General features: G+C 61.8%; 20 protein-coding genes and 1 other RNA gene. 4 read left to right on the forward strand and 17 right to left on the reverse strand.

Going from position 1 to position 23,243, the window contains the following annotated elements; genetic code table 11:
- Positions 1–5 precede the first annotated feature (5 nt).
- The 14 genes from DBR46_RS19045 to rsmI all read right to left on the reverse strand — a co-directional run bounded on the left by DBR46_RS19045 (position 6) and on the right by rsmI (position 15,083).
- On the reverse strand, positions 6–962 hold the full coding sequence (locus tag DBR46_RS19045; protein WP_124527427.1) for a D-alanine--D-alanine ligase: 957 nt from the start codon (positions 960–962) through the stop codon (positions 6–8).
- Complete coding sequence (gene murC / locus DBR46_RS19050; RefSeq protein ID WP_124527428.1) at positions 959–2,407, reverse strand: UDP-N-acetylmuramate--L-alanine ligase; 1,449 nt, start codon at positions 2,405–2,407, stop codon at positions 959–961. Before murC ends, DBR46_RS19045 begins: the two co-directional genes overlap by 4 nt.
- Positions 2,400–3,470, reverse strand: coding sequence for an undecaprenyldiphospho-muramoylpentapeptide beta-N-acetylglucosaminyltransferase (gene murG / locus DBR46_RS19055; protein ID WP_124527429.1), 1,071 nt, complete (start codon positions 3,468–3,470; stop codon positions 2,400–2,402). Before murG ends, murC begins: the two co-directional genes overlap by 8 nt.
- The gene (gene ftsW, locus DBR46_RS19060) at positions 3,460–4,671 is read right to left on the reverse strand and encodes a putative lipid II flippase FtsW (RefSeq protein WP_177325355.1); all 1,212 of its coding nucleotides are present in this window, start codon (positions 4,669–4,671) and stop codon (positions 3,460–3,462) included. Before ftsW ends, murG begins: the two co-directional genes overlap by 11 nt.
- A gap of 8 nt (positions 4,672–4,679) precedes the next feature.
- Positions 4,680–6,026 carry a UDP-N-acetylmuramoyl-L-alanine--D-glutamate ligase gene (gene murD, locus DBR46_RS19065; RefSeq protein ID WP_124527430.1) on the reverse strand — a complete coding sequence of 449 codons (1,347 nt, stop codon included), beginning with the start codon at positions 6,024–6,026 and terminating at the stop codon, positions 4,680–4,682.
- Positions 6,027–6,032: 6 nt separating this feature from the next.
- Positions 6,033–7,115: a phospho-N-acetylmuramoyl-pentapeptide-transferase gene (gene mraY, locus DBR46_RS19070; protein WP_124527431.1), complete on the reverse strand. Its 1,083-nt coding sequence runs from the start codon at positions 7,113–7,115 to the stop codon at positions 6,033–6,035.
- The gene (murF, locus tag DBR46_RS19075) at positions 7,115–8,485 is read right to left on the reverse strand and encodes a UDP-N-acetylmuramoyl-tripeptide--D-alanyl-D-alanine ligase (protein ID WP_124527432.1); all 1,371 of its coding nucleotides are present in this window, start codon (positions 8,483–8,485) and stop codon (positions 7,115–7,117) included. The genes mraY and murF overlap by 1 nt, the downstream gene beginning before the upstream one ends.
- On the reverse strand, positions 8,478–9,941 hold the full coding sequence (locus tag DBR46_RS19080; protein ID WP_124527433.1) for a UDP-N-acetylmuramoyl-L-alanyl-D-glutamate--2,6-diaminopimelate ligase: 1,464 nt from the start codon (positions 9,939–9,941) through the stop codon (positions 8,478–8,480). The genes murF and DBR46_RS19080 overlap by 8 nt, the downstream gene beginning before the upstream one ends.
- Entirely contained in the window at positions 9,941–11,683 is a 1,743-nt protein-coding gene (locus DBR46_RS19085; RefSeq protein WP_177414099.1) for a penicillin-binding protein 2, read from the reverse strand. The genes DBR46_RS19080 and DBR46_RS19085 overlap by 1 nt, the downstream gene beginning before the upstream one ends.
- Positions 11,683–11,976 carry a cell division protein FtsL gene (gene ftsL, locus DBR46_RS19090; RefSeq protein ID WP_017738702.1) on the reverse strand — a complete coding sequence of 98 codons (294 nt, stop codon included), beginning with the start codon at positions 11,974–11,976 and terminating at the stop codon, positions 11,683–11,685. The genes DBR46_RS19085 and ftsL overlap by 1 nt, the downstream gene beginning before the upstream one ends.
- Positions 11,973–12,914, reverse strand: coding sequence for a 16S rRNA (cytosine(1402)-N(4))-methyltransferase RsmH (gene rsmH, locus DBR46_RS19095; RefSeq protein ID WP_085986532.1), 942 nt, complete (start codon positions 12,912–12,914; stop codon positions 11,973–11,975). The genes ftsL and rsmH overlap by 4 nt, the downstream gene beginning before the upstream one ends.
- A 2-nt stretch (positions 12,915–12,916) precedes the next feature.
- Entirely contained in the window at positions 12,917–13,372 is a 456-nt protein-coding gene (gene mraZ / locus DBR46_RS19100; protein WP_003171868.1) for a division/cell wall cluster transcriptional repressor MraZ, read from the reverse strand.
- A gap of 355 nt (positions 13,373–13,727) precedes the next feature.
- An RNA gene (rnpB, locus tag DBR46_RS19105) (RNase P RNA component class A) lies at positions 13,728–14,081 on the reverse strand.
- A 96-nt stretch (positions 14,082–14,177) separates the two neighbouring features.
- Positions 14,178–15,083, reverse strand: coding sequence for a 16S rRNA (cytidine(1402)-2'-O)-methyltransferase (gene rsmI / locus DBR46_RS19110; protein WP_177414094.1), 906 nt, complete (start codon positions 15,081–15,083; stop codon positions 14,178–14,180).
- Between the two features lie 176 nt (positions 15,084–15,259).
- Here rsmI and DBR46_RS19115 point away from each other — a divergent pair, with 176 nt between their 5' ends.
- The 4 genes from DBR46_RS19115 (at position 15,260) to DBR46_RS19130 (ending at position 18,706) form a co-directional block, all read left to right on the forward strand.
- Positions 15,260–17,071, forward strand: a complete 1,812-nt coding sequence (locus DBR46_RS19115) for a penicillin-binding protein activator (RefSeq protein WP_124527436.1) — start codon at positions 15,260–15,262, stop codon at positions 17,069–17,071.
- Positions 17,071–17,442 carry a YraN family protein gene (locus tag DBR46_RS19120; RefSeq protein WP_124527437.1) on the forward strand — a complete coding sequence of 124 codons (372 nt, stop codon included), beginning with the start codon at positions 17,071–17,073 and terminating at the stop codon, positions 17,440–17,442. Before DBR46_RS19115 ends, DBR46_RS19120 begins: the two co-directional genes overlap by 1 nt.
- A 92-nt stretch (positions 17,443–17,534) precedes the next feature.
- The gene (locus DBR46_RS19125; protein WP_007904374.1) at positions 17,535–18,128 is read left to right on the forward strand and encodes a phosphoheptose isomerase; all 594 of its coding nucleotides are present in this window, start codon (positions 17,535–17,537) and stop codon (positions 18,126–18,128) included.
- Complete coding sequence (locus DBR46_RS19130) at positions 18,125–18,706, forward strand: BON domain-containing protein (protein WP_124527438.1); 582 nt, start codon at positions 18,125–18,127, stop codon at positions 18,704–18,706. Before DBR46_RS19125 ends, DBR46_RS19130 begins: the two co-directional genes overlap by 4 nt.
- Positions 18,707–18,775: 69 nt before the next feature.
- Here DBR46_RS19130 and DBR46_RS19135 read toward each other — a convergent pair whose 3' ends face one another.
- The 3 genes from DBR46_RS19135 to DBR46_RS19145 form a co-directional block, all read right to left on the reverse strand.
- Positions 18,776–19,543 (reverse strand): OmpA family lipoprotein, encoded by a 768-nt coding sequence (locus DBR46_RS19135; protein WP_026137042.1) that lies wholly within the window; start codon positions 19,541–19,543, stop codon positions 18,776–18,778.
- 232 nt (positions 19,544–19,775) lie between these two features.
- Positions 19,776–20,420: an MBL fold metallo-hydrolase gene (locus tag DBR46_RS19140; protein ID WP_124527439.1), complete on the reverse strand. Its 645-nt coding sequence runs from the start codon at positions 20,418–20,420 to the stop codon at positions 19,776–19,778.
- Positions 20,421–20,507: 87 nt separating this feature from the next.
- On the reverse strand, positions 20,508–23,237 hold the full coding sequence (locus tag DBR46_RS19145; RefSeq protein ID WP_124527440.1) for a LuxR C-terminal-related transcriptional regulator: 2,730 nt from the start codon (positions 23,235–23,237) through the stop codon (positions 20,508–20,510).
- Positions 23,238–23,243: the final 6 nt, after the last annotated feature.

Below are 23,243 nucleotides of genomic sequence, written 5' to 3' on the forward strand. Positions count from 1 at the left end.
GTCTGTCAGCCTCTAGGCTCAATGCTTGCGGCAAGGATCGCCAGCACCAACTGCTGGAAGTCCAGGCCCGCTGCACGAGCAGCCATGGGTACCAGGCTGTGATCGGTCATGCCCGGTGCGGTGTTGACTTCCAGGAACCAGAAATTCCCTTGGTCATCCTGCATCACGTCTGCCCGCGCCCAACCGGCGATACCCAGCGCCTCACAGGCTTTCGCCGTGAGGTCCATCAATTCCTGTTCCTTGGTTGCGTCGAGGCCACACGGGATCCGGTACTGGGTATCGGAGGCCACATACTTGGCGTCGTAGTCGTAAAAGGTGTGGGGCGTGCCCAATGCGATAGGCGGCAAAACCTGGCCACGCAGGGTGGCGATGGTGAACTCGGGACCTTGAATCCACTGTTCCACCAACACTTGTGAGTCGTAGGTACTTGCCGCTTTCCATGCGTCGATCAATTCGGCGGCCGAGTTCACTTTGGCCATGCCGATACTGGAGCCTTCATGGGCAGGTTTGACGATCAAAGGCAGGCCCAGTTCCTTGGCTGCAGAAATACAATCGTCTTCGCTGCACAAAACGCTGTGACGCGGGGTTGGAATGCCCAGGCTGTGCCACACCTGCTTGGTGCGCAACTTGTCCATGGCCAACGCGGAAGCAAGAATGCCGCTGCCGGTGTACGGGATGCCGGCGCATTCCAACAGGCCTTGCATGCTGCCGTCTTCACCGCCACGGCCGTGGAGGATGACGAAGGCGCGGTCGATCTTCTCGGCCTGCAAGCGGGCGAGGAAGTCATCACCCACGTCGATGCCGAAGGCGTTCACGCCAGCACTTTGCAGGGCTTCAAGCACGGCATTGCCGGACTTGAGCGACACTTCGCGCTCAGCACTTTTGCCGCCGAACAATACCGCTACGCGACCGAAGTCGGCAGGGGCGATTTTGGAGAACAGGGAGGCGTAGTCAGTGGTCATTTCGACTTCCCCTTTTCGGCGGCGGCAAACAACGGGCTCGCCAGCAATTTAGGGGCAAGGCCACCAATGTCACCGGCGCCCTGGCACAGCAGGATGTCACCGGCACGCAGCAGCGGCTTGACGATTGGCGCCAGGTCCACACCACGCTCGATGTAGATCGGGTCCAATTGGCCACGCTGACGGATGCTGTTGCACAGCTTGCGGCTGTCGGCGCCCGGGATCGGCTCTTCACCGGCCGGGTACACCTCCATCAGCAGCAACACGTTGGCATCGGCCAATACATTGACGAAGTCGTCATACAGATCGCGAGTACGGCTGTAGCGGTGCGGCTGGTAGACCATCACCAGACGGCGCTCCGGCCAGCCACCGCGTACGGCCTTGATCACGGCCGCGACTTCGGTCGGGTGGTGACCGTAGTCGTCCACCAGCATCACGTCGCCGCCTTCTACCGGCAGTTGGCCGTAGACCTGAAAGCGCCGACCCACGCCGGCAAAACGCGACAGGCCTTCGACGATGGCTTCATCGCTGACGCCCTCGTCGCTGGCGATGCAGATGGTCGCCAGGGAATTCAAGACGTTGTGGTTGCCCGGCATGTTCACCGACACATCCAGCGGCTCGCGATCAGGACGCAGCACGGTGAAGAAGGTTTGCATGCCTTCCTGGCGCACATTGATCGCACGCACGTCGGCGTCTTCGCTGAAACCGTAGGTCACGGTCGGGCGCTTCACCTGGGGCAGGATTTCACGCACCACCGGGTCGTCCAGGCACACCACGGCCAAACCGTAGAACGGCAGGTTGTGCAGGAACTCGACGAAGGTTTTCTTCAACTTGTTGAAGTCACCGTCGTAGGTGGCCATGTGGTCTTCGTCGATGTTGGTGACGACGGCGACCAGCGGTTGCAGATGCAGGAAGCTCGCGTCACTTTCATCGGCTTCGGCGATCAGGTAACGGCTGGTGCCCAGTTGTGCATTGGTGCCGGCTGCATTCAGGCGGCCACCGATCACAAAGGTCGGGTCCAGGCCACCGGCGGCGAACACCGAGGCGATCAGGCTGGTGGTGGTGGTCTTGCCATGGGTACCGGCGACGGCGATGCCATGGCGATAACGCATCAGCTCGGCCAGCATCTCGGCACGTGGCACCACCGGAATACGGCGCTCTAGGGCGGTGGCCACTTCCGGGTTGGAAGTGTTCACGGCACTGGACACCACCAGCACATCGGCTTCGGCGGCGTTCTCGGCACGGTGGCCGATAAAGATCTGGGCGCCGAAGCTTTTCAGGCGATCAGTGACCGGCGACTCTTTCAAGTCCGAGCCGGACACCTGGTAGCCCAGGTTCAGCAACACTTCGGCAATGCCGCACATGCCCACGCCGCCGATACCGACGAAGTGGATACGACGGATGCGACGCATCTCGGGATGTGGCATGGCTTTCTGATTCTCAACCATGGGCCACCTCCAGGCAGATATCGACCACGGTACGGGTTGCGTCAGGTTTGGCCAGGCGGCTTGCGGTGCTCGCCATGCTGTTGAGTCGTTCCGGTTGCATCAAAACCTCGGTCAGGCGTGCGGCCAAATCGGCGGCGCCAGTCGTTCTTTGCGGCAGCAGGAAGGCAGCGCCCTCCCCGGCCAAATATTCGGCGTTGCGGGTCTGGTGATCGTCGATTGCGTGGGGCAAAGGCACCAGCAAGGACGGCAGACCGGCGGCGGCCAGTTCACTGACGGTCAACGCGCCGGAGCGGCAGACCACCAGGTCGGCCCAGCCATAGGCTTGGGCCATGTCTTTGATGAAGGGCTGTACGTTCGCCTCCACACCGGCTTCGCGATAGCGCGAGGCGGTGACTTCACCATGATCTTTACCGGCCTGATGGAAGACCTCCGGACGCAATTCCACAGGGAGTTGCGCCAGGGCTTCCGGCAGCAGTTTGTTCAAGGGCTCGGAGCCCAGGCTGCCGCCCATGATCAGCAGGTGCGCCTTGCGCCCGCTCAGTGCTTCGCGAGCAATGTCCATGAACAGTTCGGTGCGCACCGGGTTGCCGGTGGTGCGCAGTTTGTCGGATGCGTCGAAAGTCTTCGGGAAGGCCTCGCACACCCGTGCAGCCAGGGGCGCCAACAGGCGGTTGGCAGTCCCGGCCACGGCGTTCTGCTCGTGCACGATCACCGGCACACCGGCGAGCCTGGCGGCGACGCCACCCGGGCCTGTCACATAACCACCAAAGCCCAGCACACACACCGGCTGCAATTCGCGAATCACCTTGCGCGCCTGCCACACCGCCTTGAGCAACACGAACGGCGCCTTGAGCAGGGACAACTTGCCCTTGCCACGCAGGCCGGTGACGTTGATCAAGTGCAGCGGCAAACCGGCATTCGGTACCAAGTCGTTTTCGATACCGCGCGGCGTGCCCAACCAGTGCACGGTGTAGCCACGGTTCTGGAACTCACGCGCACACGCCAAGGCCGGGAACACATGGCCCCCGGTGCCGCCCGCCATGATCAGCACGTTAGCGCCCATGGGTTGGCTCCTCGGCAAAATCGCTCTCACTGAATTCCATCTCTTCGCTGCCCAAGTGGGTTCGACTCTCCCACTCGATGCGCAGCAACAAGCCCAGGCACGCGCAGCAAATCACCAACGAACTGCCGCCGTAGCTGAGGAACGGCAAGGTCAGGCCCTTGGTCGGCAGCAGGCCGACGTTCACGCCGATGTTGATCAGGAACTGGCCGATCCACAGGAACGACAAGCCGTACGCCACATACGCGGCGAAATACTGTTTGGCCTTCTCGGCCCACAAGCCGATGTACATGCCCCGCACACACACGAACACGAACAGCGCAACGGTGCACAGCGAACCCACCACGCCGAGTTCTTCGGCGAGCACCGAAAACACGAAGTCGGTGTGGGCTTCCGGCAGGTAGAACTGCTTCTGCACGCTGTTGCCCAGGCCCACGCCCAACCACTCGCCGCGCCCGAATGCGATCAACGCCTGGGTCAACTGGTAGCCGGAACCGAACTGGTCGGACCACGGATCGGTAAAGGTAATCAGACGGGCCATCCGGTAGGGTTGCGCCTGCACCAGGATGGTCACGGCCGCGACGGCCAGTACCACCATCAAGGTGAAACGGAACAGGCCGACGCCGCCCAGGAATAGCATCGCCGCCGCTGCCCCCATCATCACGACGGTGGCACCGAAGTCGGGCTCCATCAGCAACAGGCCAGCCATGGGCAGCAGCACGATGAACGGCTTGAAGAAGCCCATCCAGCTTTCGCGCACTTCTTTCTGGCGACGCACCAGGTAGCCGGCCAGGTAGATCACCACGAACACCTTGGCGATTTCCGACGGCTGCACGTTGAACGCACCGAAGCCGATCCAGCGCATCGAACCGTTCACCTCGCGGCCGATGCCGGGCAGGATCACCATGATCAGCAAGCCAAACGCACCGATCAGCATCAGCCAACCCAGGCGCTGCCAGGTGGCGATGGGAATCATCATGGTGACAATGCAGGCGCCGAGGCCGAGCAACAGGTACACCAGGTGACGGATCATCATGTACAGGGTGTTGCCCGACTGCACGGCGGCCACTTCGGACGACGCCGACGTGATCATCACCAGGCCCAGGCCCAGCAGCGCGAGGCAACCGGCAAGCATGGGGAAGTCGAGGTCGATACCGCGCCCGGTGATGATCGGCGACGGGTACGGCTTGATGATGTTTCTCAGACCGAGGCTCATACCAAAGCCTCCACGGCGCGGGCGAACAACTGGCCGCGCTCTTCGTAGTTCTTGAACATGTCGAAGCTGGCACACGCCGGCGACAGCAGCACCGCATCGCCCGGCTGGGCCAGGGCCTTGCACTGGGCAATAGCGTCGTCCAGGGACGTGGCGCGCACTTGCGGCACTGCGTCACCAAGGGCGGCGGCGATCAGATCGGAATCGCGGCCCATCAGCACCACGGCGCGGCAATGTGCGGCGACCGGACCTTTGAGGTCCTTGAAGTCGGCACCCTTGCCATCGCCACCGGCGATCAGCACCAGCTTGCCGTCGATATCGGCACCCAGGCCTTCGATGGCAGCCAATGCGGCGCCGACGTTGGTGGCCTTGGAGTCGTTGTAATAGCTGACGCCATCGAGATCGCGTACCCACTGGCAGCGATGCTCAAGGCCGCCGAAACTGCGCAGCGCCGCCAGCATGGCGTCGAACGGCAGGCCCACGGCATGCCCCAGCGCCAGCGCCGCAAGAGCATTGGACTGGTTATGGGCGCCACGGATTTTCAGCTCGCGCACCGGCATCAGGTTCTGGAATTCGAAGGCCAGGTATTTCTCGCCGTTCTCTTCCCGAATGCCAAAGGCTTTGAAATCGGGTTTGCCGAGACCAAAGGTCCAGCAAGGCATGCCCTCCCCCATCAGCGGACGGCTCAGGGCATCCTGGCGGTTGACCACAAATTGCTTGGCGCCACGGAAGATCCGGTGCTTGGCCAGGTGATAAGCCGGCAGGCCGCTGTAGCGGTCCATGTGGTCTTCACTCACGTTCAACACAGTGGCCACTTCGGCACCGAGGTCGTGGGTGGTTTCCAGTTGGAAGCTCGACAGCTCCATCACGTACAACTCGACGTCGTCGCTGAGCAGGTCCAGTGCCGGCACGCCAAGGTTGCCGCCCACGGCCACGCGCTTGCCGGCCGCAGCCGCCATCTCGCCGACCAGGGTGGTCACGGTACTTTTTGCATTGGAGCCGCTGATGGCCACAATCGGCGCCTTCGCGTTACGCGCGAACAGGTCGATGTCACCGGACAGCTTCACGCCACGTGCGGCGGCGGCTTGCAGGGCCGGTGTCGCCAGGGCCAGGCCGGGGCTCACGTAGAGCTCGTCGGCACGGCAGAGAAACTCGACATCCAACTCGCCACAACGCACTTCCACGTGCGGGTAGTCACGGCGCAGCGTGACCAGCTCCGGTGGATTTTCCCGCGTGTCGGCGACGGCAAACGACGTGCCCCGGTTCGCCAGGAAGCGAACCAGGGACATGCCGCTCTTGCCGAGGCCGACAACGATGCGGAAGTGGTCTGAAGCGATCAGGGACACTCGTTTCTACCTCAGTTTCAGGGTGGCAAGGCCGACCAGCACGAGAATCACGGTGATGATCCAGAAACGGACGATCACACGCGGCTCAGGCCAGCCCTTGAGTTCAAAGTGGTGGTGAATCGGCGCCATGCGGAACACGCGGCGCCCGGTCAACTTGAAGGAGGCCACCTGGATGACCACCGACAGGGTTTCCATCACGAACACACCGCCCATGATGAACAGCACGATTTCCTGGCGCACGATCACGGCGATGGTACCCAGGGCTGCGCCGAGCGCCAGTGCGCCGACGTCGCCCATGAACACTTGCGCCGGGTAGGTGTTGAACCACAGGAAGCCCAGGCCGGCACCGATCAGCGCGCCGCAGAACACGATCAGTTCGCCCGCGCCCGGTACGTAAGGGATCAGCAGGTATTCAGCGAATTTCACGTTACCCGACAGGTAGCAGAAGATGCCGAGCGCGCCGCCCACCATCACCGTCGGCATGATCGCCAGGCCGTCGAGGCCGTCGGTGAGATTCACCGCGTTGCTGGAGCCGACGATCACGAAATAGGTCAGCACCACGAAGCCCACGCCCAGTGGAATGCTGGCGTCCTTGAGCATCGGGATGATCAGGGTGGTTTCCACCGCACTTGGCGCGGTCACGAACAGGAAAATCGCTGCGCCCAGGCCAAACACCGACTGCCAGAAATACTTCCAGCGGCTTGGCAGGCCTTTCGAATTTTTCTCGATCACCTTGCGGTAGTCATCGACCCAGCCGATGGCGCCGAACAACAGGGTCACCAGCAACACCGTCCACACGTAGCGGTTGTGCAGGTCGGCCCAGAGCAAGGTGCTGATGCCGATGGACGACAGAATCAGCGCGCCGCCCATGGTCGGGGTGCCGGATTTGGACAGGTGCGACTGCGGGCCGTCATTACGAACCGATTGACCAATTTGCAGGTTCTGCAGGGTGCGGATCATCCACGGCCCCAAAAACAGCGACAACGACAGCGCGGTCAGCACACCCAGGATCCCGCGCAGGGTCAGGTACTGAAAGACCGCGAAGCCTTTGTGGAACTGTTGCAGATACTCAGCCAGCAGCAGCAGCATTAATGTTTCTCCGTACTTGAGCCACACAAGGCCGCGACGACGTTTTCCATCACCGCGCTGCGCGATCCCTTGATCAAAATGGTTGTGTGTTTGTCTTGTTCGGCCGCAGCCAACGCCTGGATCAACTCGGCCTGGGTGGCGAAATGCCGTGCGCCAGGGCCGAAAGCGTTGACCGCGTGGGCCATGTTCGTACCCACGGCATACAGCGCGTCGACCTTGCCGGCGGCGTAGGCACCGACTTCGCGGTGGCCTTGCTCAGCCCAGTCGCCCAGTTCGCCGATGTCGCCCAGCACCAGCACCTTGCGCCCGGCAAAGCCCTTCAGCAGATCAACAGCGGCATTAATGGAGGACGGGTTGGCGTTGTAGGTGTCATCGATCACGCGCATGCCATTGGTCGCCAACTGCGCCACGGTACGGCCCTTGACCGGCTGCACGGCGCCCAAGCCCGTGGCGATACCAAACAGCGACACGCCCAGGGCGTGAGCGGCGGCGGCGGCGGCCAGTGCATTGGCGACGTTATGGTTACCCAGCAGGTTCAACTGCACCTGCTCGCTGCCTTGCGGCGTGTGCAAGGTGAAGGACGGGCAGCCACGGGCATCAACGGTGATGCTGGACGCATGAAAATCAGCCGCGGCATTGCACACGGCAAACGTCAGGACCTTGCGACCGGCGGCGCGTACACGCCAGGTCTCGAAGGCCTTGTCGTCGAGATTCAATACAGCGGTGCCCGATGCATCGAGGCCTTCAAGGATTTCGCCCTTGGCTTCGACGATTTTCTCCGGGCCGCCGAACTCGCCAACATGGGCGGTACCGGCGTTGTTGATGATCGCTACGTGGGGCTTGGTCAGCGCCACGGTGTAGGCGATTTCGCCAATGCGCGACGCGCCCAGCTCGATGACGGCCGCCGTGTGTTCCGGGGCCAGTTCGAGCAGGGTCAGCGGTGCGCCAAAATCATTGTTCAGGTTGCCACGGGTAGCGAGCACTGGGCCGCGCGTGCGCAGGATGCCGGCAAGCAGCTCCTTGACCGTGGTCTTGCCGCTGGAGCCGGTGATGGCTGCAACAGGCTTATCGAACGCGGCACGGTTCAGCGCGCCCAACTGGCCCAGGGCCAAGCGGGTATCGGCGACCAGCAATTGCGGCAAGGTGGAATCTGCTACTTCGCGCTGCACCAAGGCGCCCACGGCACCGTTGGCAGCGACGTCATTCAGGTAGTCGTGGCCATCGAAACGCGGGCCTGCCAAAGCGACGAACAATTGGCCCGGCTTGATGTTGCGGCTGTCGATACTGACACCGTCGAAGCGGCAATCGCTCGACAGAACACGGGCCGCCAGGGCCTGGGTCAGTTCGCTGAATGTCATCGCTTTAAGCATGGGCGACCTCCCAGGCGGTCAAGGCGTGATCGGCCTCGACCAGATCGGAGAAGGCATGGCGTTCGCCGTTGATTTCCTGGTAGTCCTCGTGCCCCTTGCCGGCCAGCACCACGACGTCATCCACACCGGCGCTGGCAATCAGTTGGGCAATGGCGGCGCCACGACCGGCGACAAACGTCACCTTGGACGCGTCTTGGAAGCCGACACGGATGTCGTCGAAAATCTGGCTCGGGTCTTCGCTGCGCGGGTTGTCGTCGGTGACGAGCACACCGTCTGCGAGGCGCTCGACGATCTCGGCCATCAGCGGACGCTTGCCGCGATCACGGTCGCCGCCGCAGCCGAACAGGCAGAGCAATTTGCCCTTGGCATGTGGGCGCAGGGCAACCAGGACTTTTTCCAGGGCATCCGGGGTGTGGGCATAGTCGACCACCACCAGCGGCTGCGAACCGCCACCCAAACGCTGCATGCGCCCGACCGGGCCTTCCAGCTTGGGCAGCACCCGCAGGATTTCGTCCAGGGCGTAATCCAGGCCAAGCAACGCGCCAACGGCAGCGAGGACGTTGCTCAGGTTGAAGCGACCGAGCAGGCTGCTACGCAAGTGGTGCTCGCCTTGTGGCGTCACCAGCGTGGCACGCACGCCCTCGTCATTAAATTGGGCCTCGCGGCAATACAGGTACGCGCTGGAATCTTCCAGGCTGTAGCTGATCAGGCGCGACTCATGCTCTTGCGCCGCCAACTGGCGACCGAATTCGTCGTCCAGGTTCACCACGCGGCACTTCAGGTCATTCCAGGCAAACAGCTTGGCCTTCTCGGCAGCGTAGGCCTCCATGGTGCCGTGGTAGTCCAGGTGATCGCGGGACAGGTTGGTCATCACCGCCACATCAAAGGCCAGCGCAGCAACGCGCCCCTGGTGCAGGCCGTGGGACGAGACTTCCATGGCAACCGCCTTGGCACCGGCCTTTTTCAGGTCGGCCAGGGTCGCTTGCACGGCGATCGGGTTCGGCGTGGTGTGCAGGCCGCTGTGCAGCGCGCCATAAAAACCGGTGCCAAGGGTACCGATAATGCCGCAGTGCTGGCCGAGCAGGTCCAAGGCCTGGGCGACCAACTGGGTCACGCTGGTCTTGCCATTGGTGCCGGTGACGCCCACCAGATTGACGTGACGGCTCGGGTCGCCATAAAAACGTCCGGCGATGTCCGACAGCTGTTTGGCCAGGCCCTTGACCGGAATCAACGGCACGTCGGTGATCGGCAGCACGGTGGCGCCTTCCACTTCATAAGCTACTGCCGCCGCACCGCGCTGCAAGGCATCGGCGATATGGTCACGACCATCGACCTTGCCACCTGGCACAGCCAGGAACAGGTCACCGGCACGCACATTGCGGCTGTCCAGGCTCAGCTCGCGGATCAGCAGATCGCGGCCAGCGTGGGCGAAAATCTTGTTCAGGCTAAGAGACATCAGCCGCGCCCTCCATTGGCTTTTACGGCAGCGGCCGGTGGTCCGGCGTTCGCTTGTTGGGTCGGCGGCAGGTTGTCCGGCGTGATGTTCATCAGGCGCAGGGTGCCGGACATCACTTTGCTGAACACCGGCGCCGATACCAGGCCACCGAAGTAGCCCGCTTTACTCGGTTCATCGATCACTACGACGATTGCGTAGCGCGGGTCGCTCATCGGGCCAAAGCCGGCGAACAGCGAGCGATAGGAGTTTTCGGCATAGCCCTTGGTACCCACCGACGTTTTACGCGCGGTACCGGACTTGCCTGCCACGTGATACGCCGGCACCTGCGCACGGAACACACCGCGCGGGGCTTCGATCACTTGTTGCAGCATGCCTTGCATGGTCTTGGCGACGTTTTCCGGGATCACCTGGGTGGCTTTCGGCGCTTCGTCGACATGGATCAGGCTCAGCGGAACCATGCGGCCATTGTTGGCCAAAACAGAGAACGCGTGAGCCAGTTGGATCGCGGTCACCGACAGGCCGTAGCCGTAGGACAGCGTGGCGGTCTCGGCTTTTTTCCAGTCGCGGTAGTTCGGCAGGTTGCCCACGCGCTCACCTGGAAAATCGAGGCCGGTGGGTTGGCCCAGGCCGATTTTCTGCGCCAGGTGGTAAATGGTTTCACCGCCGATATCGAAGGCGACCTTACTCATGCCCACGTTACTGGAGTTGATCAGGATACCTGTCAGATCCAGCACCGGACCTTCGGTGCGGGACACGTCACGAATGGTGTATTTGCCCAGCTGCAAGGTACCCGGATACACCTCGACCTTATCGCTGGGCTTCCAGCGGCCGGTTTCGAGGGCGGCGCTCATGGAGATGGCTTTCATGGTCGAACCCGGTTCGAACACGTCGATCATCGCGCGGTTACGCATCATCGCCGGTTGCAGGTTGCGACGGTTGTTCGGGTTGTAGGTCGGCTGGTTGACCATGGCGAGGATCTCGCCGGTCTTCACGTCCATGATCACCAGGCTGCCGGCCTTGGCGCCGTTCTCGATGATAGCGTTACGCAACTCGCGGTTGGCCAGGTATTGCAGGCGCAAGTCAATCGACAACGCCAAGGGCTTACCGGCCTTGGCGTTTTTGGTGACTTGGACATCCTTGATCAGTCTGCCGCGCCGATCCTTGATGACTTGTCGTTTGCCGGGAACCCCGGCCAGCCATTCATCGTAGGCCAGTTCCACGCCTTCGCGACCGTGGTCGTCGATGTCGGTAAAGCCGACCATATGGGCGGTGGTTTCACCGGCTGGGTAGAAACGGCGGAATTCCTCGATGCCATAGACGCCGGGGACTTTAAGGTCGAGCACTTGCTGACCTTGTTCAGGGGTGAGGCCGCGAACAAGGTAGATGAATTCTTTGTTGGCCTGGGCTTCCAGGCGTTCGGTCAGGGCTTTCGGGTCTTGGCCGAGGGCACCGGCCAGCGCCGGCCAGCGGTCCTTGGCTACCTGCAATTCCTTGGCGTTGGCCCACAGGGTGGTCACCGGAGTACTGACGGCCAGGGGCTCGCCGTTACGGTCGGTGATCAGGCCGCGGTGTGCAGGAATCGGGATATGACGCAGGCTGCGGGCGTTACCCTCGCCGATCAGGAAGTCGCGATCGACCACTTGCAGGTCGATGATCCGCCAGGCAATCGCGCCCACCATCAATGCCAGCAAGCCGAGCATCAGGCGGAAGCGCCATGGGTAGAGTGCGCCTTCGAGTTTCATCATGGCGCCACCATGCGGACTTCGGCCGCGCCAGGGATGTGCATTTTCAGCTGTTCGGTGGCCAGCACTTCGATACGGCTATGGGCCGTCCAGGTGCTTTGTTCCAGGATCAGCCGGCCCCATTCCGCTTGCGCCTTGTCGCGCACACTCAACTCCCCATACAGGGTGTTGAGCAATTGGCGGTTGTAGTGGGCGCTGTAGGACACCGCAATCGCGGACACCAGCACGCCGACGTACAGCAGCATCATGAAGAAGCTGCCGCCCGGGAGGGGCTTGGCAAAAAGCTTGCTCACCGCAGCTTCTCGGCAACGCGCATGACAGCGCTGCGGGAGCGTGGGTTGGCCTTGAGTTCGGCTTCGGAAGCGAACTGCGCTTTGCCATGGATTTTGATTTTCGGCACAAAGGCTTCGAAACGTACCGGCAGGTTGCGCGGCAGGTTGTCGGACTCACCCTTGACCAGGCGACGCATGAACAGTTTGACGATACGATCTTCCAGGGAGTGGAAGCTGATCACCACCAGGCGACCGCCCACTTCCAAGGCGTCCAGCGCGGCTTCGAGGCCCGCCTCCAGATCGCCCAATTCGTTGTTGACGTGAATGCGCAGGCCCTGGAACGCACGGGTTGCCGGGTTCTTGCCCTTTTCCCACGCCGGGTTGGCGACTTTCAGCACTTCGGCCAGGTCGGCGGTGCGCTCGAACGGCTGTATTTCCCGACGCTCGACCACGGCACGCGCCATGCGGCCGGCGAAGCGTTCTTCACCGTATTCCTTGAACACGCGAGTGATTTCTTCATGGGGCGCGGTGGCGATGAACTGCGCAGCGCTGATGCCCCGGGTAGGGTCCATGCGCATGTCGAGGGGACCATCGTTCATGAAGCTGAAGCCACGCTCCGGGTCGTCGAGCTGTGGCGAAGACACGCCCAAGTCGAGCAAAACCCCGGCCACCTTGCCTGCCATGCCGCGTTCGGCCACTTCGGCACCCAGTTCGGCAAAGCTGCGCTGCACAACGACAAAGCGGCCGTCTTCGGCCGCTAGCGCTTGCCCGGTGGCAATCGCTTGGGGGTCTTTATCGAACCCGAGGAGTTTACCGTCGGACCCGAGCTGGCTGAGTATCAACCGGCTATGCCCGCCCCTGCCGAATGTGCCATCCAGATAGCAACCATCCGCGCGCACGGCGAGAGCCTCAACGGCTTCGTCAAGCAATACGGTGATGTGGTTAAAGCCGCTATCAATAGTCACAGGATCAAATCACGCAGTTCATCAGGCATGGCGCCCGGTTGTTGAATAGCAGCCAGGTCAGCTGCAGAAACAGCATCCCAGGCATCTTCGTCCCACAATTGGAACTTGTTCAGTTGGCCCACCAGCATTGCGCGCTTGTCCAGCTTGGCGTACTCGCGCAAACGCGGCGGCACCAGAAAACGACCGCTGCCATCGAGCTCGAGGTCGACGGCGTTGCCAATCAGCAAACGCTGCAGGCGGCGGTTTTCTTCACGCAATGAAGGCAGGGCACGCAACTTGGTTTCAATCAGCTCCCACTCATCGAGGGGGTAAACACATAAACAAGGGTCAACGGCATCGATCGTGATGATCAGTTGCCCGGAACTTCGCGAAATCAGCTCGTCACGATACCGGCTCGGCATAGCGAGACGGCCTTTTGCATCGAGACTGATAGCGTTAGCTCCGCGAAACACAGATGCGTTTCTCCAAATCTTAGCGTTTTACGTTCAAAAAACCCACTTTGTGCCACTTTCCGCCACTTGCGCACACTATAGGAATGCGCCTACCACACCGTCAAGGCGCGGATTCAAGGAAAAGCCTTACAGAACGGAGATTTAGGAGCGTAAAGGGAGGAGAAACGAGAGTTTGGCGATGTTTTTGACCCAACAAGCACAAACAGCTCAAAGAGCTATGGCTCGAAGTTAAAGTAATTTATTAAGAGTAAGATTTTTTTGGTATTACGAAGATGCATCTGCCAATGATTCGGCAGGGAGGGATTCTTGCGTTACTACCGGGTTTCTGCCCGAGATTCGGACAGAAGGAAAAAAGGTGGAGAGTCGATCTGTAAGCCGGGTTCTGTCTTGAACAGTCATTCGTCTACGATGGCCATCACTGGACACCTTTAGCAACCTACCCGGTCCCAGCGCGGGCCACGCCTTGGGACCCTATTTGGTCTTGCTCCAAGTGGGGTTTACCTAGCCACGAACTGTTGCCAGTCGTGCGGTGCGCTCTTACCGCACCTTTTCACCCTTACCGGCACCGAAGTGCTTAGGCGGTTATTTTCTGTGGCACTTTCCGTAGGCTCACGCCTCCCAGGCATTACCTGGCACTTCGCCCTATGGAGCCCGGACTTTCCTCCCCCCCCTAATTTTCATAGAGGGCAGCGACTGTCCAATCGACTCTCCGCCGCGCAGGTTAACGGCACGGCGGACTTAGGACAAGTAATAAAAGTTCAGAATTGCCATCACGTTCAGACGAAATACAGCTTTCGCCCCTGAACTATTCGCCTTTCTGTTTATCCAGCGCCACTTGATACAACACGTTCTTGCGCAGACCGGTAATTTCCGCAGCCAATGCAGCGGCACGCTTGAGGGGCATCTCCTTGAGCAACACGTCGAGGATGCGCATGGCTTCGCTGCCCACGGCATCTTCGCTCTCCGGCGCCGTCCAGCCCGCGACCAGCACCACACACTCGCCGCGCTGCTGGTTGCTGTCACCCTCGACAAAGGCGCGCAGCTCTTCCAGAGGCAGGCCCTTGAGGGTTTCAAAGGTCTTGGTCAGCTCGCGGGCCAGCAGCGCCAGGCGCTCGCCGCCGAATACCAACTCCATATCCTGCAGGCATTCAAGGATGCGATGGGGCGCCTCATAGAAGATCAACGTGCGCGGCTCCTCCTTTACCGCCTCAAGGCGCGCACGCCGCCCCACCGCCTTGGCCGGCAGGAAACCTTCGAAAATAAAGCGGTCCGACGGCAGGCCCGCTGCAGACAATGCAGCAATCAGCGCGCACGCCCCCGGAACAGGCACTACATTGATACCAGCGGCCCGCGCCTGGCGCACCAGGTGATAACCCGGGTCCGAGATCAACGGCGTGCCCGCATCGGAGATCAGTGCCACATCGTCACCGGCCAGCAGGCGCACGATAAAACGGCTGCCTTCTTCACGCTCGTTGTGCTCGTGACAGGCCGCTAGTGGCGTGCTGATACCAAAGTGCTGCATCAAGCGTTGGGAGTGCCGCGTGTCTTCCGCCGCGATCAATTTAACGTCACGCAACACTTTCAGCGCCCGGGCACTGATGTCGTCCAGGTTGCCAATGGGCGTCGCCACGACAAAAAGCGAGCCTGCAGTGGAATTCAAAGGACCTGGAGCAGTCAAAACGCACACCTCGATGGTTGGCAAAAGTCGCATTGTAGCGCGTAGACGCCTGGAAAATATGCCATCAGGGTCGATGCCTTTTCAGCCACGGACGGTCACCCGCAACATTTGCACGACCTAATTCGACGGTTTCACGCCAGTAACATCGCGCCTGGGCCAGTGCTTGGGTACAATTCCACGCTAATTTGATCGGTATCAGGAACACTTACATGATCGCTTGCCTGCGGCTGCTCTCCGCCCTCTGCCTCGCTGCCCTCCTGGCGGCCTGCGCCAGCTCGCCCTCGTCCAGCCTTGGCGACCTTCCACGGACCCCGGACGCCAGTATCGAGCAATTGCTCGAACAGGCCACCACCGCCAAGACGCCAGAAAAGGCCGCATTGCTGCGCCTGAGTGCGGCAGACATGGCCTACAAGCAGAACAACCCTGGCCGCTCGTCGCAGATTCTTGCGCAAGTGCCCCTGGATGTCCTCAAGCCCGCCGCGCAAGTCTTTGCCAGCACCCTGGCCGCCGAACTGGCCATGGCGCGCAACCAGCCCAAGGCCGCGCTGACAGCGCTGAGCCATCCCAGCCTGCTCAGCCTGAAGGACCTGCCGACCGAGCAGCAGCTGCGCACCGGCAGCGTGCATGCCCGCGCCTATGAAGCCGATGGCCAGACACTGGCCGCCGCCCGCGAGCGCGTGGCCATGGCCCCGCTGCTCAGCGGCGATGCCGCCAAAAGCAATCACGAAGCTATCTGGGCCCTGATTGCCGCTGTGCCTGCAGACCAACTGCAAGCCAGCGGTAACCCGACGCTCGACGGCTGGATCACCCTGGCCCAGGCGGTCAAGGGCGCCGGCACCCTGGAGCAGCAGCAAGCCGCCATCGACACCTGGCGCGCGCAGAACCCAGGCCATCCTGCGGCGCTGCAACTGCCGACTCCGCTGATCAAACTCAAGGAACTGGCCAGCCAGCCCCTGACCAAGATCGCCCTGCTGTTGCCGCAGGAAGGTCCGCTGGCTTCCGTTGGCAAGGCACTGCGTGAAGGCTTCATGGCCGCGCACTACCAGGCTGAGCAAGCCGGGCAGAAGCCACCGGTCATCGAGTTCTTTGACAGCTCGCGCCTGACCTCCATCGATGACTTCTACGCCAAGGCCCAGGCTGCCGGCGTACAACTGGTAGTCGGCCCGCTGGAAAAACCGCTCGTCAAACAGCTGAGCGCCCGCCCGCAATTGCCGATCACGACCCTGGCACTGAACTACAGCGAGGCCGACCAGAACCCGGCGCAGCTTTTCCAGTTCGGCCTGGCGGCTGAAGACGAAGCTCGCGAAGTCTCGCGCCGCGCCCGCGCCGACGGCCTGCATCGTGCGGCGGCCATGGTGCCGCGTGGAGAATGGGGCGAGCGTGTCTATAAAGCCTTCCGTCAGGATTGGGAAGCCAATGGCGGCACCGTTGTCGGCGTCGAATACGTCGATCAACCGGTGGCCCTCGCCCAGCAGATCGCCGACCTGTTCCAACTGCGCAAAAGCGAAGGCCGCGCCAAGAGCCTGCAAAGCACCGTCGGCACTGACGTTGCTGCACAGCCTTCGCGCCGCCAGGACATCGAATTCATCTTCCTGGCCGTGACCCCGCAACTGGCCCAGCAGATCAAGCCGACCCTGAACTTCCAGTACGCCGGTGATGTACCGGTGTATGCGACGTCCCACGTGTTCAGCGCCAGCGGCGACAAGAACCAGTACCTGGACATGACCAACGTGATGTTCTGCGAAACCCCTTGGCTGCTCAACAGCACCGACCCGCTGCGCAATCAGGTTGCCGCACAGTGGCCACAAGCCAATGGCAGCCTGGGTCGCCTGTACGCGATGGGTGTTGACGCCTATCGCCTGGCGCCGCGCCTGGGCCAGCTCAAGGCATTGCCGGACACCCGCATTGATGGCCTCTCTGGCAACCTGGGCATCAGCGCCAGCCAGCGCGTTGACCGCCAGATGCCATGGGCCAAGTTCGTCGGCGGCGACATCCAGCGCCTGCCCGACACACCGCGCTGATGCCCGAACGGTCAAACGTACAAAGCGGCAAGGACGCCGAACTGCAAGCTCTGAAGTATTTGCAACAGCAGGGTCTGCGCCTTCTGGCGCAGAACTGGTTATGTAAACGCGGTGAGCTTGATCTGGTCATGCTTGACGGCGATACAGTAGTATTCGTCGAAGTCCGCTACAGAAAACACGCACAATGGGGTGGCGCGCTCGCCAGTATCGACGAGCGCAAGCGTCAGAAACTGATACTCGCCGCGCAGTTTTTCCTGCAAAAAGAGCATCGCTGGGCCGACGCCCCCTGCCGTTTCGATGTGGTTGCCATACAAAGCACACCGTCTGGTCAGGCTGATCTGAACTGGCTCAAAGATGCCTTCGACAGCTGATTCGCCGGACATCTTCACCACACACTTTTGCTCTTTGCTTTGCGGGCTGCACATTCCTGTGCCAAACAGCCGCGCTACTTAAGGTCACACAGATGGACATGCAATCCCGAATTCGCCAGCTTTTCCAGGCCAGCATCGACACCAAGCAACAGGCGATGGACGTACTTGCACCGCACATCGAGCAAGCCAGTCAGGTCATGGTCAACGCCCTGCTCAACGAGGGCAAAATGCTTTCGTGCGGCAACGGCGGTTCGGCCGGTGATGCCCAGCACTTCTCGTCCGAGCTGCTCAACCGCTTCGAACGCGAACGCCCGAGTCTGCCGGCCATCGCCCTGACCACCGATTCGTCGACGATCACCTCGATCGCCAACGACTACAGCTACAACGAAATCTTCTCCAAGCAGATCCGCGCCCTGGGCCAGCCCGGCGACGTGCTGCTGGCGATTTCCACCAGCGGCAACTCGGCAAACATTATTCAAGCGATCCAGGCCGCACATGATCGCGAAATGATTGTCGTAGCATTGACCGGCCGCGATGGCGGCGGCATGGCGTCGCTGCTATTGCCAGAGGACGTGGAGATTCGCGTCCCGGCCAACGTCACTGCACGTATCCAGGAAGTCCATCTGCTGGCGATCCACTGCCTGTGCGATCTGATCGACAGCCAATTGTTTGGGAGTGAAGAATGACCGTTAACCGCCTCAGCCTATTGGCCATCACGCTGTGCCTTGCTATCACCGGTTGCAGCACCGCCATCACCGCAACACGTGACACGCCGATCCAGGACGACAAGGGCACTCGCACCTTCGGCAGCAAGATCGACGACTCGTTGATCGAAACCAAGGTTGAGGTCAACGTCGCCAAAGCCGCTACCGACCTGGGCAACGGCGCATCGCGCATCGTCGTCACCAGCTTCAACGGCGTGGTCCTGCTGGCCGGCCAAACCCCGCGTGCCGACCTCAAGGCCCAGGCTGAACAAGCCGCCTCGGCTGTGCAGCGCGTGAAAAAAGTCCACAACGAACTGCAGGTCATGGACCCGATCACCCTGCTGGCCATCAGCAATGACGCGCTGCTGACCACCAAGATCAAGGCCCAGATGCTGACCGACAACGCCATTCCCGGCTCCCGGATCAAAGTCGTCACCGACAACGGCATCGTCTACCTGATGGGTCTGTTGACCCAGGCGGAAGCCACCCGCGCAGCCAACCTGGTGCAGGGCGTGTCCGGTGTGCAGAAGATCGTCAAGGTGTTCGAGTACATCGACTGATGTAACCAAGCAGCCACAAAAAAGGGCGCCGTGCATTGACTGCACGGCGCCCTTTTTATTGGTGCGGCGTTATTGGTACTGCGAGTACGGGTTGCCCTGGAACTGGTTGTTCTGTTGCGGCGCCTGGGCGCCTGGCTGGCCGTACTGCTGGCCTGGGATCGGGCCGAGGTTCACTTCTACGCGACGGTTCTGGGCACGGCCGTTGACGTCAGCGTTGCTGGCAATCGGGTTATCCGGGCCGGCACCACGCACACTCAGGTTGGCCGAGCTCACACCCTGGGAAGTCAGGTAGTTGGCCACGCTCTGCGCACGGCGCTGGGACAGGTCCATGTTCAACTGGCGGCTGCCGGTGCTGTCGGTGTAGCCGACGATCTGGATGGTGTTCTGGTTGAACTGCTTGAGGGAGTTGGCCAGGTTGTTCAGCGGCTGGTAGAAGCTGCTGGAGATCGCATCCGAGTTGGTGGCAAAGGTGATGTTGCCCGGCATGATCAACTTGATCTGGTCACCCTGGCGCTGCACTTCAACCCCGGTATTGGCCATGCTTTCACGCAATTTCTTTTCTTGCTGGTCGGCGTAGTAGCCGTAACCCGCAGCACCCGCGCCGGCCACCACGGCACCAATCAGCGCACCCTTGCCACGGTTGTTATGGTCGATGGCGGCACCTGCCAATGCACCGGCCAGAGCACCCAGGCCACCATATTTGGCAGTCTTGCTCATGCCGCCGGATTCATTACTTGCCTGCCCCTGGCTGCTGCCGTCATAAGGGTTAGGCGTAGCGCAGCCGGATAACAGGGCCACGACGGTAGCGACAACAAGCAGACGACGGGAAGTGAACATGAAGGAAGCTCCTACTTTTGCATTCTGTGATGCAGAGGACATTGGCAATGGACCTGTGCCGAGTTTGGAACACGAGAAAGGGTAAAAATTCCATGGGCGGCAGGCGCCCGCTCTACAACAGGTGGGCACACTAAAACCCTAGCAGACACTAGCTGAACGGGAATTGTCTTTTTCTCTGTAAGTTTCGTCGGACGATTGCCACTGGGTATCCGGAAAAATACCCAGGAGCTCCTCAAGCCCTGACAAACGGGTTCTCACGCATCTCGTCACCCAGTCGCGTGTCCCGCCCATGCCCGGTCACAACCGTCGCGTCTTCGTCCAGGGTATACAAGCGCTGCTTGATCGAGCGCACGATGGTTGCCTGATCCCCGCCCCACAAGTCCGTGCGCCCCACACCGCGCCGAAACAAGGTGTCCCCGGCAATCAGCAGCTTGGCATCGGCAAACCAGAAGCTCATCGAACCCGGCGTATGCCCCGGGGTATGCAGCGCTACACCACAACCGCAGGCCAGCTCCTCATCATCTTCCAGCCAGCGATCCGGCGACGGCACCGGGGTGTAGGGCACGCGAAACATCTGGCACTGCATCTCGAGGTTGTCCCACAGGAATTGGTCTTCCTTGTGCAGGTGCAAGGTGGCGCCGGTCTTCTCTTTCAACTGGCCGGAAGCGAGGAAGTGGTCCAGATGGGCGTGGGTATGGATGATGCTCACCACCTTGAGGCCCAGCGCATCCAGACGCGCCAGGATCAATTCGTGATTGCCACCCGGATCGACCACGATGGCTTTTTTGGTGATGGGGTCGCCGATGATGGTGCAGTTGCACTGCAACGGGCCGACGGGGAAGGTTTCGCGGATAAGTGTCGGTGTCACGGTTTCCATGAACGGTCCTCTAGTGCAAATCACATGGAATTTTCGGGCGACTATCGCCGGAATAATTGCACTATTAAACCAGACTGGCCCCACCCTTCAGCCAATCAACCGCAACTCCTGCGCCCGCGCCACCGCCTGGGTGCGTCGCTCCACACCCAGCTTGCTGTTGATATGGCTCGCGTGGGTCTTGACCGTGTGCAGGGAGATAAACAACCGGTTGCTGATTTCCTGGTTCGAACAGCCCTCGGCGATCAATTGCAGCACCGCCATCTCCCGCGCGCTCAGGGTTTCCTGCATGGGCAAGGCGTCCGCCACCACGACCGCCGGCAACAGCGCCAGCAACGCCTGGTTCAATAGGCCGTGGGGGTCTTTGCCCAGATGTTCGCGCATCCACTCGGGATGGTTTTCCAGCAGGCGCTGGAACGGTTGCAGTGCGCCGCCGGCGCCCGACTCCAGAGCCTGGGCCACGATCAGGCGGGCCTTGGCGTCGTGGCCACTCTCCAGCAGCAACTGCGCCTGCTGGGTCAGGGCCATGAGGGCGATCATCTGCCGGCCGCTGTTATGTGCCTGTTGCGCCAGCTCTTCAAGGCGATGCAGGGCAGCAGCGGATTGATGGCGCGTGGCATCCAGCGCGGCCTGCTGCAAGCCGATATGTTGCGGCAGGTGCGGATGAAACTCCGGCGCGGCCGCGGCGTGTTCGCCGTTGTAGGTTTGCCCCAGCCGGGTCAACCAGGCATCGGCCAGGTCGGTGCGGCCCTGGGCCAGCCACAGCTCGCATTTGATCAGGGTGATCATCGCCAGGTAGTAGATCGGCGGCACGTCCCAGATATGCATCAAGCGCTCGGCTTCGGCCAGCTCGGCGAATGCCTTGGGGAAGTCACCGCGCCGCCCTTCGAAGTTGGCGATCACGCAATGCCCAATGAGTACGCTGATATCGCGGCAAGCGCGGGCTTCGGCCAGGCCAGCACGCAAACGCGTGATCCCGGCTTCGGGCTGGCAGCGCATCAGCAACAAGTAGCCTTCGTACAGCGCCAGGCGTGCACGCACCGCGTACAGCCGCTGCGGCGCAAGGCCCTGCAAGCGTTGCAAGCCCTGGCGGACTTCGTCCAGGGAACGCAGGATTTCGCCACGGGCCTGTAGGACGCGTGCGCGATCGTAGTGGGCCAAGGCTTCAAACAGTGGATTGCCGACACGTTGCGCCAGCTCCAGGGATTCGCGGTTCAAGCCACGGGCGCGCCACAGATCGGCATCGACGATGGCCAGGTTGGAGAGCGTCGACAGGCACATCAACCGCTGGCCGTAACGTCGCTGCGGCAGGCTGTCCAGCGCTTCAGTGCAGTAACGCTGGGTCAGCTCGCGATCACCCCGGCCGCGCGCAATGATCCCGCTCAGCGCCAGCCACTGGGCCAGCATCGATTTTTGCGCAGTGGCCGACGGCGCCGGCAGGAAGCGGCTGAGGTAGCCGGACAACTCTTCCGCCGCATCCAGTTGGCACGCCAGGCCCAGGGCCCAGCTATAGAGCACGATCAAGCGCGGTGTGCTGATCAGCAGGCTGTCGGGCAAGTCCATCTTCCAGCGCAGCAGCATGCCGACATTCTGCTCGGCCAGCAGTTGCTCCTCGGACAGGTTCTGCACCAGGTTGGCCGCCACATCCAGGTGACCGGCGCGCAGCGCCTGCTCCACCGCCTCGTCGATCAAGCCCTGGGCATTGAACCAGCGGCAGGCGCGCAAATGCAGGCTGGCGGGCGGCAATACGTTGCTGCTGGCACGACGGGTGCGCAGCAAATCAGAGAACAAATGGTGATAACGGTACCAGTGGCCCTGTTCGTCCAGCGGCACCAGGAACACTTGGTGGGCTTGCAGGTAGCGCAGGATTTCGGCGCTGTCGTGGGCTTCGCGGACGGCGTCGCATAATTCGCTGCAAAACCGCTCTTGCGGCGCGGTGTCGTAGAGAAACGCCTGCACTTCCGGGGGCAGGCAGTCGATGACCTCTTCCAGCAGATAGTCACGGATCAGCCCTTCACCACCATGCAGGCTTTGCGGCAACGCAGCGTCGCTGCCGGCTTCGGAAGCCGCCAGCACCCAGAAGCGCAGGCCAGCCACCCAGCCTTCGCTGCGGCGAATCAGGTTGTCGAGGGCTTCGCCGCGCAATGAGCTGCTGTGGCGGTCCAGCACGGCCAGGGACTCGGCATGGGTCAGGCGCAAGTCTTGCTCATGCAGCTCCAGCAAGTGCCGCGACAAACGCAGCCGCGCCAGATGCCAATCGGGACGCTGGCGGCTGGTGACCAATACCACCAGGCCATCGGGCAAATGATTGAGGAAAAATTGCAGGCAACGGTCGAGTACCGGGCCCTGGGCCAGATGATAGTCATCCAGCACCAGCAACAGCGGCGCGCGGGTGGACAGGTGCACGGTCAACTCATCGAGCAGGCCATCGAGCCATTCTTCAAAGGCAAACGGTTGATGACGCTGGCGCATCTTCAACAGACCCAGGGATTGGGCGCCGAGTTGCGGGAAATAGTGCTGCAAGCCGTCGAGCAGGCGTTCCAGGAAACGGCCGGGATCATTGTCTCGTGGGCTCAGGCCCAGCCACAGGCTTTGCCAGTGCGCGGGCAGGCTCTGGCAGAACTCCACCGCCAGCGAACTCTTGCCGAACCCCGCCGGCGCGCTGACCAGCAACAGTCGCCCATCCAGCCCGGCAGCCAGCCGTTCACACAGCCGCGGTCGCAGCACGTAGCCGTCAGGCAGGGGGGGCCTGTAAAAGCGACCTTCCAGGGTCGGAATCACCGCACTGGCAGGCCCTTGGATTCGGGACAGATCAGTCATCGCCGG

The organism is Pseudomonas sp. KBW05 (assembly GCF_003852405.1).
GTDB lineage: Bacteria > Pseudomonadota > Gammaproteobacteria > Pseudomonadales > Pseudomonadaceae > Aquipseudomonas.

Coding starts and splice junctions, on each gene's coding strand:
- DBR46_RS19045 (WP_124527427.1), bottom strand. CDS start 962: ATGACCACTGACTACGCCTCCCTGTTCTCCAAAATCGCCCCTGCCGAC.
- murC (WP_124527428.1), bottom strand. CDS start 2,407: ATGGTTGAGAATCAGAAAGCCATGCCACATCCCGAGATGCGTCGCATC.
- murG (WP_124527429.1), bottom strand. CDS start 3,470: ATGGGCGCTAACGTGCTGATCATGGCGGGCGGCACCGGGGGCCATGTG.
- mraY (WP_124527431.1), bottom strand. CDS start 7,115: ATGCTGCTGCTGCTGGCTGAGTATCTGCAACAGTTCCACAAAGGCTTC.
- murF (WP_124527432.1), bottom strand. CDS start 8,485: ATGCTTAAAGCGATGACATTCAGCGAACTGACCCAGGCCCTGGCGGCC.
- DBR46_RS19080 (WP_124527433.1), bottom strand. CDS start 9,941: ATGTCTCTTAGCCTGAACAAGATTTTCGCCCACGCTGGCCGCGATCTG.
- DBR46_RS19085 (WP_177414099.1), bottom strand. CDS start 11,683: ATGAAACTCGAAGGCGCACTCTACCCATGGCGCTTCCGCCTGATGCTC.
- rsmI (WP_177414094.1), bottom strand. CDS start 15,083: ATGCGACTTTTGCCAACCATCGAGGTGTGCGTTTTGACTGCTCCAGGT.
- DBR46_RS19115 (WP_124527436.1), top strand. CDS start 15,260: ATGATCGCTTGCCTGCGGCTGCTCTCCGCCCTCTGCCTCGCTGCCCTC.
- DBR46_RS19120 (WP_124527437.1), top strand. CDS start 17,071: ATGCCCGAACGGTCAAACGTACAAAGCGGCAAGGACGCCGAACTGCAA.
- DBR46_RS19125 (WP_007904374.1), top strand. CDS start 17,535: ATGGACATGCAATCCCGAATTCGCCAGCTTTTCCAGGCCAGCATCGAC.
- DBR46_RS19130 (WP_124527438.1), top strand. CDS start 18,125: ATGACCGTTAACCGCCTCAGCCTATTGGCCATCACGCTGTGCCTTGCT.
- DBR46_RS19135 (WP_026137042.1), bottom strand. CDS start 19,543: ATGTTCACTTCCCGTCGTCTGCTTGTTGTCGCTACCGTCGTGGCCCTG.
- DBR46_RS19140 (WP_124527439.1), bottom strand. CDS start 20,420: ATGGAAACCGTGACACCGACACTTATCCGCGAAACCTTCCCCGTCGGC.
- DBR46_RS19145 (WP_124527440.1), bottom strand. CDS start 23,237: ATGACTGATCTGTCCCGAATCCAAGGGCCTGCCAGTGCGGTGATTCCG.